This is a genomic window from Rhodococcus rhodnii NBRC 100604 (genome assembly GCF_001894925.1).
In the GTDB taxonomy this organism is placed as follows: domain Bacteria; phylum Actinomycetota; class Actinomycetes; order Mycobacteriales; family Mycobacteriaceae; genus Rhodococcus_F; species Rhodococcus_F rhodnii.
This window is the reverse complement of sequence record NZ_BCXD01000036.1, coordinates 21,701-33,539: the sequence shown is the minus strand read 5'-3', so window position 1 is coordinate 33,539 and position 11,839 is coordinate 21,701. Positions and strand designations below refer to the sequence as shown.

The window sequence follows — 11,839 nt, the reverse complement described above, 5'->3', positions numbered from 1 at the left end:
GTAAGCACCGCCGGTGCCGATGGGCGGGAGCGGGCGTGGGATGTGGCCGGGACTCGGCGCTCGTACGGGATAGGCCGCTCACACGGGATGGGCCGCTCAGACGGGATAGGCTCCGGGCATGAGTGAAACGACAACGTGGGAGTACGCGACGGTTCCGCTGCTGACGCACGCGACCAAGCAGATTCTCGATCAGTGGGGCGGCGACGGCTGGGAACTGGTGACGGTGCTCCCCGGACCGACGGGCGAGCAGCACGTCGCGTACCTCAAACGCCCCAAAGGTTGATCGGCCGGGGCTGATCACGCGCCCGCGCACAGCATCCGTTCTCCGAAGTACCGCGAGGGAAGGCACGCGTCATGACACAGATCAATGCCGGCAGCTGGACCGGTCGTCTCGTCGAACTCGGCATCACGCTTCCGCCGGTGGCGAAGCCCGTCGCGGCGTACGTCCCCGCGGTGCAGACCGGGACGTTCGTCTACACGTCGGGTCAGCTCCCGCTGCTGGACGGCGAGCTCACGGTCGCCGGCAAGGTCGGCGCCGAGGTCACCGAGGAGCAGGCGAAGGACGCCGCGAAGGCGTGCGCGCTCAACGCGCTCGCCGCGCTCGACTCGGTGGCGGGCATCGACTCCGTCGTCAAGATCGTCAAGGTCGTCGGGTTCGTGGCGTCGGCGCCCGGGTTCACGGGACAGCCCGGCGTCGTCAACGGCGCGTCGGAGCTGTTCGGCGAGATCTTCGGTGACGCGGGTGCGCACGCGCGGTCGGCGGTCGGGGTGGCGGAACTCCCCCTCGGCGCGCCCGTCGAGATCGAGCTCGTGGCCGAGGTCGTCGTCGACGCCGCCGAGGCCGATCACGAATCCTCGACGGCGTGACGGCCGAACACCCCGCGTACGGCACGCTCCGGCAGGTCACGCCCCTCGCGTCGGTCGTCCTCCAGGACAATCCCGGCACGATGACGCTCGACGGCACCAACACGTGGGTGCTCGGCGAACCGGGCGGCGACGTGGTCGTCGTCGATCCGGGTGAGCACGACGACGAACACCTCGGCCGGCTCCTCGGGCAGGGCCGCGTCGTGCTCACCCTGGTCACGCATCGCCATCACGATCACACCGGTGGCGTCGACCGGTTCGCGGAACTGACGGGTGCGCCCGTCCGCTCGACCGATCCGTCGTTCCTGCGGGGTGGCGGCCGTGCGTTCGAGCCGGGTGAGGAGATCGAGGCGGCGGGTGTCGTCGTCACGGCGATTCCCACGCCGGGCCACACCGCCGATTCGACGTCCTTCCGTGTTCGGGCCGCGAACGGGCCGCGCGCGGACGTCGTGCTCACGGGTGACACGATTCTCGGCCGCGGCACCACCGTCCTCGACGACACCGACGGCGACCTCGGCGACTATCTCGACTCGCTCGCGACACTCGCCGCGCACGGCCCGATTCCGGCGCTGCCCGGTCACGGCCCGGATCTGCCCGACCTCGAGGCGATCGCCCGCGACTACCGCGCGCACCGCGAGCAGCGGCTCGACCAGGTTCGTGGTGCGCTGCGGACGCTCGGTGCGGACGCATCGGCGCGGGCGGTCACCGCGCACGTGTACTCCGACGTCGATCCGGGGCTGCTGCCCGTCGCCGAACGGTCGGTGCGGGTCCAGCTCGACTATCTGCGCACGCATTCCTGAGACACGGCCACACGACGACACGTCCACACACGCCGACGGCGCCCACCGAACGATCGGTGGGCGCCGTCGGTCGTTCGGGCGAATCAGCGGGCGCGGCGCGCCAGCCGCTCCGAGTCCGAGATGAGCACGCTCTTGCCTTCGAGGCGAAGCCACCCGCGATGGGCGAAATCGGCGAGAGCCTTGTTGACGGTCTCGCGCGACGCGCCGACGAGCTGAGCGATCTCCTCCTGCGTGAGGTCGTGCGTCACGCGCAGCGCGCCCGCCTCCTGCGTTCCGAAGCGCTGCGCGAGCTGCAGCAGTGCCTTCGCGACGCGGCCGGGGACGTCGGTGAAGATGAGGTCCGCGAGGTTGTTGTTCGTGCGGCGGAGCCGGCGAGCGAGGACGCGCAGCAACTGTTCCGCGATCTCGGGACGCTGTTCGATCCACGCCTTGAGGGCCTCGCGGTCCATGCTCACGGCGCGAACCTCGGTGACCGTCGTCGCGGTCGAGGTGCGCGGGCCCGGATCGAAGATCGACAGCTCGCCGAACATGTCCGACGGGCCCATGATCGTCAGCAGGTTCTCACGGCCGTCGGGGGACCGGCGGCCGATCTTCACCTTGCCCGAGACGATGATGTACAGGCGGTCGCCCGGTTCGCCCTCGTTGAAGATGATGTGTCCGCGTGGGAAGTCGACCGGCTGCAGCTGCTTGGTGAGAGCCGCCACCGCCGAGGGCTCGACTCCTTGGAAGATGCCGGCCCTGGCCAGGACGTCGTCCACGTGTGCTCCTTGAAGTATGTCTTCTGTCCGACGGTCGTGTCGGACCGCTTCGTCTGTCGTGCTGCTCGGCCGTGCCCGAGGGCGTGTCCCGGCGTCGCCGTGCGTGACGGGTCACGAACGGGTGTGCCAGGACGCACACGCGAGCCGCGTGCGCCCCGTCCATCACAGTACGGGGTGCAGACCTCGGTGTCCGGGATCACCGGAACCCGATCCTGCAACCGCGACGCCACCAGTCTACGACTCCGTGTCGGAGTCGACGTGAGCGATACCACCGACCGGGTGTCCGACGTCCTGGATATTGCAGCAGTGTGGCCGGCGTCACGCCACCCGGAACCGGGCGGAGCGGACAGGGCCGACACGTGGGATCAGGCGCGGCCCGGATGAATTCGGCTCACGGTGCGGCCCGACGACCCGCGGCGGCGGGGCATCCTGCGGTTCTGGAACCGCTGGAGCGCGTGGGGCATGCCGTCGTGCGCGAGCGTCGCGACCTCGTCACCACTCGCCTGATCGAGGAACTCCTCCACCTCCTGCTCGCGGACCGACAGCTGGCGCAGCCGGACCTCCACTCGCTCCATGGAGAGTGCGAACAGCATGAGCAGCACTGGGAAGAGGATCACAGCGAGTCCTTGCATACCGACGAGTAAACACGTCCAAGGTCTCGGAAGCGACACGGCAGAGCGTCGAGAGCACCCTCGATCCGTACACTCGACGCCGTGGTGAACAGCGGTGAGAGTGGCCCCGGCGCCCGCGCCGACGTGCGCGGACGCACGGCGCGGGCGGCGTCGCGGGGCGCCACATCGCGACGTGAGGAAACCCACCTCGGTCTCGTTCGCCGGGCGCGCCGCATGAATCGCCGTCTCGCGGAGGCGTTCCCCCACGTGTACTGCGAACTCGACTTCACGACGCCGCTCGAGCTCACCGTCGCCACGATTCTCTCGGCGCAGACCACCGACGTCCGCGTCAATCAGCTCACGCCCGCCCTGTTCGCGCGGTATCGCACGGCGCAGGACTACGCAGAGGCCGAGCGCGCCGAGCTCGAGGAGTACATCCGGTCGAGTGGCTTCTATCACAACAAGGCCACGTCGCTCATGGGGCTGGGCCGAGCACTCGTCGAACATCACGACGGCGAGGTGCCGCAGACGCTGAAGGAACTCGTCGCGCTTCCCGGCGTCGGACGCAAGACCGCGAACGTCATCCTCGGCAACGCGTTCGGCATCCCGGGCATCACCGTCGACACGCACTTCGGACGGCTCGTGCGGCGCTGGGGTTGGACGGAACTCGAGGATCCGGTCAAGATCGAGCACGCCGTCGGCGATCTGATCCCGCGCAAGGAGTGGACCGAGCTGTCGCACCGCGTGATCTTCCACGGCCGCCGCGTGTGCCATTCGCGGACGCCCGCGTGCGGAGTGTGCGTGCTCGCCAAGGACTGCCCGTCGTTCGGGCTCGGCCCCACCGCACCGGCCGACGCCGCAAAGCTCGTCAAGGGCCCCGAGACCGAGCACCTGCTCGCACTGGCGGGGCTGTAGCCGCGTGTCTCGTTCCGCCCGGTGGACTCTCGTCGCGCTCGTGATCGTCGCTGCGCTCGTCGTCGCCATCTGGCCGCGCGGTGGCGACGACGGCGAGACCGGTGATGCATACGCCGACCGTTTCTCGGGCGACCGGCCCGTGCCCACCGCAACCGGCGACCCCGTGAGCAGCGAAGCGCGCGCGGCCGCCGACCTCGCCGAGTGCCCCGATCCGTCGGGTGCGCCGGCCCCGGCCGGGTCGCCGCTCGCCGGGATCACGCTCGACTGCCTCGCGGACGGCACGCCCGTCGACGTCGCGTCGGCGCTCGCGGGACGGCCCGCGCTGCTCAACATCTGGGCGCACTGGTGTGCGCCGTGTGCCGAGGAACTGCCGTACCTGGAGCAGTACGCGGAGCGGGCCGGCGAAGCGATTACCGTGCTGACGGTGCACACCGACCCGGCCGAGCAGGCCGCCCTCGAACGGCTGACCGAGTACGGCGTGCGGCTGCCCGGCGTGCAGGACGCGGCCGGACGCATCCGCGCCGCCGTCGGAGCGCCCCCCGTCATGCCGGTCAGCGTCCTGATCGACGCGGACGGTTCGGTCGCCGCGATCCTGCCGCAGCCGTTCGACAGCGTCGACGAGATCGAGTCCGTCGTGAACGAGCGGCTCGGTACCCCATGAGCGATCTGCCCCGGAGCGAGCTGCACCGCCTCGCCGCGGACCGCGACGTCCCGCAGTGGATGCGGCGGGTGAGCACGACGGCGCCCGTCGATCCGCTGGGCCGCAATCCCGTCCTCGACCGCCGTGCCCCCGACGCCGGTCCGCGCCGATCCGCGGCGGTGCTCGTGCTCTTCGGCGGATCCCCGCACCCGGATCCGCTCGCGCCCGGCGGCCTGCCGCACGACGCCGACCTGCTGCTGACACAACGCGCCGCGACGCTGCGCGAGCACAGCGGGCAGGTCGCGTTCCCCGGCGGCGGCACCGAACCCGACGACGACGACATCGTCGCGACGGCACTGCGCGAAGCGAACGAGGAGACGGGCGTCGACCGCGCGGGAGTGCGGCCGCTCGCGCTGCTCCCGTCGATCTTCGTGCCGCCGTCGCGGTTCGAGGTCACGCCCGTCCTCGCGTACTGGGAGAACCCGAGCGAGGTCGGCGTCGTGGACCCCGGTGAGGCCGCGCGCGTGTGCCGCGTCTCGGTGCACGATCTCGTGGATCCGCGCCACCGTTTCCAGGTCGCGCACCCCGCCGGCTACCGCGGTCCCGCATTCGAGGTGGACGGTCTGTTCGTGTGGGGATTCACGGCGGGTGTTCTCGCCGGTGTCCTCGCGGCGTCGGGCTGGGAACTACCCTGGAACACCGACGACGTCCGGGACCTCGAAGGTGAACTGAGCAGGGCCGGACAGGATCTCGGTGGGCGTGTGCCGGCTACCGACACCACCGACGAGAGGCAGCACGAATGACGGCGTCAACCTGGGTCGACGTCGTGCTCGTGGTCGTCGCGCTCATCGCGGCGCTCTCGGGCTGGCGGCAGGGCGCGGTCGCGTCCGTGCTCGCGTTCTTCGGTGTCCTCGTCGGTGCCGTCGCCGGAATCCTCGTCGCACCACACCTTCTCGTGCACATCGACGACTCGCGGCTCCGGATCCTCGCGGACATCGCGCTCATCGTGGTGCTCGTCGTCATAGGTGAGGTCGCGGGCATGGTGCTCGGTCGCGCGGCGCGCGGCGGGATGCACAGTCCCGCGGCCCGCGGCGTCGACAGCATCATCGGTGCGGGTGTCCAGGCGGTCGCGGTCTTCGTCGCCGCATGGTTGCTCGCGATCCCGCTGACGTCGTCGTCGCAACCCCAGATCGCCTCGGCACTGCGCGGATCGACGGTCCTCGCGGAGGTCGACGCGCTCGCGCCGGACTGGCTGCGTGCGCTGCCCAGCGAGTTCTCCGCGCTGCTCGACACCTCGGGGCTGCCGGAGGTCATCGGGCCGTTCGGGCGTACCCCCGTCGTCACGGTCGATCCGCCCGACGCGAGCGTGCTCGCCTCGCCCGTCGCGTCGTCCCTGCAGTCGAGCGTGCTCAAGATCCAGGGTGTCGCTCCGAGCTGTCAGCGTGCACTCGAAGGCTCGGGATTCGTGTTCGCACCCGGCCGCGTCATGACGAACGCGCACGTCGTCGCCGGAACCGACGGCGTCACCGTCGCGTCGCCGGACGGCACGCTCCCGGGTGAAGTCGTGCTCTTCGATCCTGTGCGCGACATCGCCGTGCTCGACGTTCCCGGGCTCACGGCCGCGCCCGTCCCGATCTCACCCGATCTCGCGGCGAGCGGCGACGACGCGATCGTGCTCGGGTATCCCGGCGGCGGCCCGTACACCGCGTCGGCCGCGCGGGTGCGCGAAGTGCTCGACCTCACCGGTCCCGACATCTACCGCGAGGGTTCGGTCCAGCGCGAGGTCTACACCGTGCGCGGCGAGATCCGGCAGGGCAACTCCGGTGGCCCGCTCGTGTCGCCGGACGGCGAGGTCGTCGGCCTCGTCTTCGGTGCGGCCGTCGACGACGCCGAGACCGGGTTCGTGCTGACGACCCGCGAGATCGCCTCCGCCGTCGAGGCCGGGGGCGGTGCCGTCGCCCCCGCACCGACGGGCGCGTGCGCGGCGTGACCCGGCCGTGACGGGCCCGGCCGAGGGCTCAGCTGCGCCGGTCCGGTAGCGCGCCGAGGAACTCGACGATCGCGTCGTTCGTCCGGCGCGGCGCCTCCCAGTGCGGGTAGTGGCCGACACCCGCGACCGAATGGATGCGGCCGTACGACGTGAAGGCCGCGCTCTCGCGGACGGGGCGGCCCAGAACGAACGGGTCGAGCTGACCGTGGATCTGGAGGACGGGCGGCGCGACCTGGACGTCCATCGCCGCCATGAAGCGGCGGCCGTCCGGCCGGAACTGGCTGCGGAACGCCCACCGCTGGTATTCGAGCGTCGAATACGCGGCGCCGGGGATCAGGATCGCCGCACGCATCCGCGCGCACACCTCGTCGAACTCGTCGGACCGCGTGTACGCGGGGCCACACCGGGCACGGACGATGCGCTCGACCTCGGCGCCGTGGTTCCTCGTCAGGACGCGTTCGGGTCGCCACGGCAACTGATGCGACAGCAGCGAGGGCAGCAGTGCAGCACGCTGATGCCGCTCGAACAGCGCCCCGCGCCGGAGCGCGATGGGATGCGGGGCGGCGATCGAGACCGCGGCGTGGACGAGATCGGGGTGCAGGATCGACGTCGCCCATGCGACGAGGCCGCCGTCGGCGTGTCCCACCACGGTCGCGGGGGAGCCGCCGTGCGCGCGGATCAGTCCGGCGACGTCGTTCGCAAGCGTCCACCCGTCGTATCCGCGCGGCGGCTTGTCGGTGTCGCCGTAGCCCCGGAGGTCGACGGCGAGCACGCGGTACCCGGCGTCCGTCAGCGGCCCGAGCTGATGCCGCCACGACCACCAGAAGTCCGCGAAACCGTGCAGCAGCACCATGACCGGCGCGTTGCGTCCGGCGTTCGGCGCCTGCGCGAGATGGAAGCGAATGCCGCCCGCGTGCACGTCCCGGTGCACCCACGGCCCCTCGAAGCGGACGGAGGACGGATCCGGCGCGGCGTCCGCCATCGATCAGGTGCGGGCGTGGCGACCGGCCGGCGCGCCGCTGTCGGCGCCCGGGAGGACCGTCTTCGTCTCCTTGAGCGATTCGATCGTCTTCTCGGGTGCCTTGATCTTGCGGAACCGGAGATAGCCGATCAACGCGAACACGATCGTCGCGAGGACCATGATCCCGAAGACGATGAGGAAGGCGGCCCAGCGCGGCAGCCACAGGTCGAGCAGCTCGGCGAGGAAGAAGAAGAAGAAGAAACTGCTGAACAGCAGCACCGTCAGGGCGAGGACGAAGAAGACGCTGACCTGGAGGCCGCGCTTGACCTCCCCGGTGACCTCGGCCTTCGCGAGCTCGATCTCGGAGCGCACCAGCGTCGACACCTGCGACGTCGCGTCCTTCACGAGGCCGCCGATGCTCGCCTGCTGCGGCGAGCTGTGGTCGACATCGGTGAGCGGAATCGATGCGACGGTGTGCGGGACGCCGTCGCCGGTGTACCGGCGGCCGTCTCCTGCGCTGTTGCCGTGGGCACTGCTCACTTGTCGACCCTCCAGGTTGGCGTTCTGCTCGTCACGCGTACGCGATCGTCTCATGCGCGATCTTCCTCAGACAGAAGGCTAGCCGTGATCACGACCTCGTGAGAACGGACGTGCCGATCGTGTCGGTTCGGGGTGCCCGAACCCCGGTTCGGGACCCGGTTGCATCCCGGCCGGATTCGCGGTGTTCAATATTCCACGTTTTGGGATTGCGTCCCATCAGATGGAACAGATTCGGAGTATCCTCAGTGAGCAGCACGATCGACCAGGGCGCCGCGAAGCCCGACGACACAGGCGACACCGTGGCCGGAGTGCCGCGCCGTCGCATCGTCGTCGCCAGCATGGTGGGGACGTCCATCGAGTTCTACGACTTCTACATCTATGCGACGGCCGCGGTGTCGGTCTTCCCCCACCTCTTCTTCCCCAAGGGCGATTCGACGACGGCGCTGCTGGCCTCGCTCGCGACCTTCGGTCTCGCGTTCGTGGCGCGGCCGCTCGGCTCGATCGTGTTCGGCCACTTCGGCGACCGCGTCGGCCGCAAGGCGACGCTCGTCGGCTCGCTGCTCACGATGGGCATCGCGACGTTCATCATCGGCCTGCTGCCGACGTACCACGCAGTGGGAATCCTGGCGCCGGCACTGCTCGCCGTCATGCGTTTCTGCCAGGGCCTCGGCCTCGGCGGCGAATGGTCCGGTGCGGCGCTGCTCGCGACCGAGACCGCGAAGGAGGGCAAGCGGGCGTGGGCCGCGATGTGGCCGCAACTCGGTGCCCCGATCGGCTTCTTCCTCGCGAACGGCCTGTTCCTGCTCATCACGCTCGGGCTCGGCCACGACAACAGCGACCCGGATCTCGACGGCGCCTTCCTCACGTGGGGCTGGCGCATCCCGTTCCTGCTGAGCGCCGTGATGGTCATGATCGGCCTGTACGTCCGCCTGAAGATCGAGGAGACGCCGGTCTTCGCGCGCGCCGTCGAGCGTGGCGAGAAGGTGCAGACGCCGGTGACCGCGGCGTTCAAGACGAGCTGGCGCCCGATGATCATCGGCACGTTCGTCATGGTCGGCACCTACACGCTCTTCTACATCATGACGACGTGGGTGCTGAGCTTCGGCACGGGCAAGACGGCCGCGAACGGTGGTACCGGCGCGGGCTTCTCGTACTCGAACTTCCTCGTGCTGCAGCTGATCGCGGTGCTGTTCTTCGCGGCGATGGTGCCGGTCGCGGGCCTGCTCGCGGACAGGTTCGGCCGCCGCTCGACGCTCCTCGTCATCACGGGCGCGATCATGGTGTTCGGCCTGACGTTCGGCCTCATCCTCGACGTCGACGCGATCGGCGAGGGCCGGATGCTGTTCTTCCTCGTGCTGGGCATGGTGCTCATGGGCCTGACCTTCGGCCCGATGAGTGCGGTGCTGCCCGAGCTGTTCCCGACGAACGTTCGCTACACGGGCTCGGGCATCTCGTACAACGCCGCGAGCATCCTGGGCGCGGCGATCGCGCCGTTCATCGCGACGTGGCTCGCGACCACGCACGGTGTGGGCTGGGTCGGTGTCTACCTGCTCATCGCGGCGAGCGCGACCTTCGTCGCCCTGCTGGTGATGCGCGAGACGCGCGATCAGTCGCTCGACTCCGTGAAGTAGGCGCTGCGCGCGCGTGAGCGACTTTCCGGCCCAGGCCGGAAAGTCGCTCACGAGCTGCGCTGCCTACGCCTTGCGGATCGCCTCGAAGACGCCGGGATCGACGAGGGTCGAGGTGTCGCCCAGCTCGCGTCCCTCGGCGACGTCACGCAGCAGGCGCCGCATGATCTTGCCGCTGCGGGTCTTCGGCAGCTCCGGGACGATGTGGATCTCGCGGGGCTTCGCGATCGGGCTGATGTCCGTCGACACCTGCGACCGCAGTTCCGCGATCAGCGGATCGCCGGTGTTCTCGACGCCCTGGCGCAGGATCACGAACGCCACGATGCCCTGGCCGGTCGTGTCGTCGGTGGCACCCACGACGGCGGCCTCGGCCACACCGCTGTGGCCCACGAGCGCCGACTCGACCTCGGCCGTCGAGATGCGGTGGCCCGAGACGTTCATGACGTCGTCGACCCGGCCCATCACCCAGAGTGCGCCGTCCTCGTCGAACTTGGCGCCGTCACCGGCGAAATACCAGCCCTGCTCGGCGTACCGGGACCAGTACGTGTCGCGGTAGCGATCCATGTCGCCCCAGATCCCGCGCAGCATCGACGGCCACGGCTCGTCGAGGACGAGGTAGCCGCTGCCGCCGTTGCCGACGTCCTTCCCGTCGTCGTCGACGATCTTCGCGGAGATGCCGGGCAACGGGGCCATCGCCGATCCCGGCTTGGTGGTGGTGACGCCGGGCAGCGGCGAGATCATGATCGCGCCCGTCTCCGTCTGCCACCACGTGTCGACGATCGGCGCGGTGCCGCCGCCGATGACGTCGCGGTACCACCGCCACGCCTCGGGGTTGATGGGTTCGCCGACCGAGCCGAGCAACCGGATCGACGACAGATCGTGCGCGTCCGGAATCGCGCGGCCCCACTTCATGAACGTCCGCACCATGGTCGGCGCCGTGTAGTAGATGGAGACGCCGTACTTCTCGATGATCTGGAAGTGCCGGTGCTCGTCGGGGGAGTTGGGGGTGCCCTCGTAGACGACCTGCGTCACGCCGTTCGAGAGCGGGCCGTAGACGATGTACGAGTGGCCGGTCACCCAACCGATGTCGGCCGTGCACCAGTAGACGTCGTCGGGCTTGTAGTCGAAGACGTTGTGGTGGGTGTACGAGACCTGGGTGAGGTAGCCGCCGGTCGTGTGGACGATGCCCTTGGGCTTCCCGGTCGTCCCGGACGTGTAGAGGATGAACAGCGGATGCTCGCTGTCGAACGGCTGCGCGGTGTGCTCGGGCGATGCCGGGTCGACGGTGTCGTGCCAGCAGAGGTCGCGGCCCTCGGTCCATTCCACGTCGATTCCGGTGCGGCGCACGACGAGCACGTTCTCGACGGACTCGGCGCCGTCGACGGCCTCGTCGACCGCGGACTTGAGCGGTGCCGGCTTGCCGCGACGCCACTGGCCGTCGACGGTGACGACGAGCTTCGCCTCGGCGTCGTCGATGCGTGAGCGCAGCGCGCCCGCCGAGAAGCCGCCGAACACGACGGAGTGTGTGAGCCCGAGCCGCGCGCACGCGAGCATCGTCACGATCGCCTCGGGGATCATCGGCATGTACACGGCGACGCGGTCGCCGGCGACGAGCCCGAGGTCGGTGAACGCGTTCGCGGCGCGGCTCACCTCGGCGAGCAGATCGTTGTAGGTCAGGGTGCGGGTGTCGCCGGGCTCGCCCTCGAACTCGATCGCGACGCGCTCGCCGTTGCCCTCGAGGACGTGGCGATCGACGCAGTTGTAGGCGACGTTGAGCTTGCCGCCCACGAACCACTTGGCGACGGGAGCGCCCGACCAGTCGAGGACGTCGCTCCACTTCTCGTGCCAGTGCAGACGTTCGGCCTGGGTCTCCCAGAACGCGAGCCGATCACGCGCGGCGTCGTCGTAGAGGCTCGGCTGCGCGTTGGCGGCGGCCGCGAACGCGGGGTTCGGCGGGTAGACGTCGGGCTCCGGCGTATCCGCGGAGGGCGCGCTGTTGGGCGTGGACGGGGCGCTGGTCATCGTGTCCGGCCTTTCTCGGATCGGTGGTACTCGCCTGTGAGGGTAGTCACATGCCGAGGTCGGCGCAGTGCCCCGTCACGACGCCGTGCGGCGTCCGGTCGTGTCGGCGC

General features: G+C 70.1%; 13 protein-coding genes. 8 read left to right on the top strand and 5 right to left on the bottom strand.

Annotated features, from left to right (window positions below; all coding sequences use genetic code 11):
* Nucleotides 1-118 precede the first annotated feature (118 nt).
* The 3 genes from sp36 to RR1_RS19640 all read left to right on the top strand — a co-directional run bounded on the left by sp36 (nt 119) and on the right by RR1_RS19640 (nt 1,664).
* The gene (gene sp36, locus RR1_RS22115; protein WP_010839621.1) at nt 119-283 is read left to right on the top strand and encodes a Sp36 family protein; all 165 of its coding nucleotides are present in this window, start codon (nt 119-121) and stop codon (nt 281-283) included.
* 71 nt (nt 284-354) lie between these two features.
* Nucleotides 355-867 carry a RidA family protein gene (locus tag RR1_RS19645; RefSeq protein WP_010839620.1) on the top strand — a complete coding sequence of 171 codons (513 nt, stop codon included), beginning with the start codon at nt 355-357 and terminating at the stop codon, nt 865-867.
* A complete protein-coding gene (locus tag RR1_RS19640) occupies nt 864-1,664 on the top strand; it encodes an MBL fold metallo-hydrolase (protein ID WP_010839619.1) in 801 nt (266 codons plus the stop codon). The genes RR1_RS19645 and RR1_RS19640 overlap by 4 nt, the downstream gene beginning before the upstream one ends.
* Before the next feature lie 83 nt (nt 1,665-1,747).
* Here RR1_RS19640 and RR1_RS19635 read toward each other — a convergent pair whose 3' ends face one another.
* Both RR1_RS19635 and RR1_RS19630 read right to left on the bottom strand, forming a co-directional pair.
* Nucleotides 1,748-2,422: a Crp/Fnr family transcriptional regulator gene (locus RR1_RS19635; RefSeq protein ID WP_010839618.1), complete on the bottom strand. Its 675-nt coding sequence runs from the start codon at nt 2,420-2,422 to the stop codon at nt 1,748-1,750.
* Between the two features lie 365 nt (nt 2,423-2,787).
* Complete coding sequence (locus RR1_RS19630; RefSeq protein WP_040774712.1) at nt 2,788-3,054, bottom strand: hypothetical protein; 267 nt, start codon at nt 3,052-3,054, stop codon at nt 2,788-2,790.
* 81 nt (nt 3,055-3,135) lie between these two features.
* Here RR1_RS19630 and nth point away from each other — a divergent pair, with 81 nt between their 5' ends.
* Genes nth through RR1_RS19610 form a run of 4 tightly spaced genes read left to right on the top strand, consistent with a single transcriptional unit; the run spans nt 3,136 to nt 6,578 of the window.
* Entirely contained in the window at nt 3,136-3,948 is an 813-nt protein-coding gene (gene nth, locus RR1_RS19625) for an endonuclease III (protein ID WP_010839615.1), read from the top strand.
* Between the two features lie 4 nt (nt 3,949-3,952).
* On the top strand, nt 3,953-4,609 hold the full coding sequence (locus tag RR1_RS19620; protein WP_010839614.1) for a TlpA family protein disulfide reductase: 657 nt from the start codon (nt 3,953-3,955) through the stop codon (nt 4,607-4,609).
* Complete coding sequence (locus RR1_RS19615; protein ID WP_010839613.1) at nt 4,606-5,391, top strand: NUDIX hydrolase; 786 nt, start codon at nt 4,606-4,608, stop codon at nt 5,389-5,391. Before RR1_RS19620 ends, RR1_RS19615 begins: the two co-directional genes overlap by 4 nt.
* Nucleotides 5,388-6,578 (top strand): MarP family serine protease, encoded by a 1,191-nt coding sequence (locus RR1_RS19610; protein WP_010839612.1) that lies wholly within the window; start codon nt 5,388-5,390, stop codon nt 6,576-6,578. The genes RR1_RS19615 and RR1_RS19610 overlap by 4 nt, the downstream gene beginning before the upstream one ends.
* A gap of 28 nt (nt 6,579-6,606) precedes the next feature.
* Here RR1_RS19610 and RR1_RS19605 read toward each other — a convergent pair whose 3' ends face one another.
* Together RR1_RS19605 and RR1_RS19600 are read right to left on the bottom strand one after the other, a co-directional pair.
* A complete protein-coding gene (locus tag RR1_RS19605) occupies nt 6,607-7,560 on the bottom strand; it encodes an alpha/beta fold hydrolase (RefSeq protein ID WP_010839611.1) in 954 nt (317 codons plus the stop codon).
* A gap of 3 nt (nt 7,561-7,563) precedes the next feature.
* Entirely contained in the window at nt 7,564-8,079 is a 516-nt protein-coding gene (locus RR1_RS19600) for a phage holin family protein (RefSeq protein ID WP_040774710.1), read from the bottom strand.
* A gap of 245 nt (nt 8,080-8,324) precedes the next feature.
* Here RR1_RS19600 and RR1_RS19595 point away from each other — a divergent pair, with 245 nt between their 5' ends.
* Nucleotides 8,325-9,710 carry an MFS transporter gene (locus tag RR1_RS19595; protein WP_072713738.1) on the top strand — a complete coding sequence of 462 codons (1,386 nt, stop codon included), beginning with the start codon at nt 8,325-8,327 and terminating at the stop codon, nt 9,708-9,710.
* 63 nt (nt 9,711-9,773) lie between these two features.
* Here the strand turns inward: RR1_RS19595 and acs are convergent, their stop codons facing one another.
* Complete coding sequence (acs, locus tag RR1_RS19590) at nt 9,774-11,729, bottom strand: acetate--CoA ligase (RefSeq protein WP_072713737.1); 1,956 nt, start codon at nt 11,727-11,729, stop codon at nt 9,774-9,776.
* Between the last annotated feature and the right edge of the window lie 110 nt (nt 11,730-11,839).

What these genes read in the sequence shown, in the direction of transcription:
- sp36 (WP_010839621.1), top strand. Translation starts at nt 119, where the DNA reads ATGAGTGAAACGACAACGTGGGAGTACGCGACGGTTCCGCTGCTGACG.
- RR1_RS19645 (WP_010839620.1), top strand. Translation starts at nt 355, where the DNA reads ATGACACAGATCAATGCCGGCAGCTGGACCGGTCGTCTCGTCGAACTC.
- RR1_RS19630 (WP_040774712.1), bottom strand. Translation starts at nt 3,054, where the DNA reads ATGCAAGGACTCGCTGTGATCCTCTTCCCAGTGCTGCTCATGCTGTTC.
- RR1_RS19615 (WP_010839613.1), top strand. Translation starts at nt 4,606, where the DNA reads ATGAGCGATCTGCCCCGGAGCGAGCTGCACCGCCTCGCCGCGGACCGC.
- RR1_RS19610 (WP_010839612.1), top strand. Translation starts at nt 5,388, where the DNA reads ATGACGGCGTCAACCTGGGTCGACGTCGTGCTCGTGGTCGTCGCGCTC.
- RR1_RS19605 (WP_010839611.1), bottom strand. Translation starts at nt 7,560, where the DNA reads ATGGCGGACGCCGCGCCGGATCCGTCCTCCGTCCGCTTCGAGGGGCCG.
- acs (WP_072713737.1), bottom strand. Translation starts at nt 11,729, where the DNA reads ATGACCAGCGCCCCGTCCACGCCCAACAGCGCGCCCTCCGCGGATACG.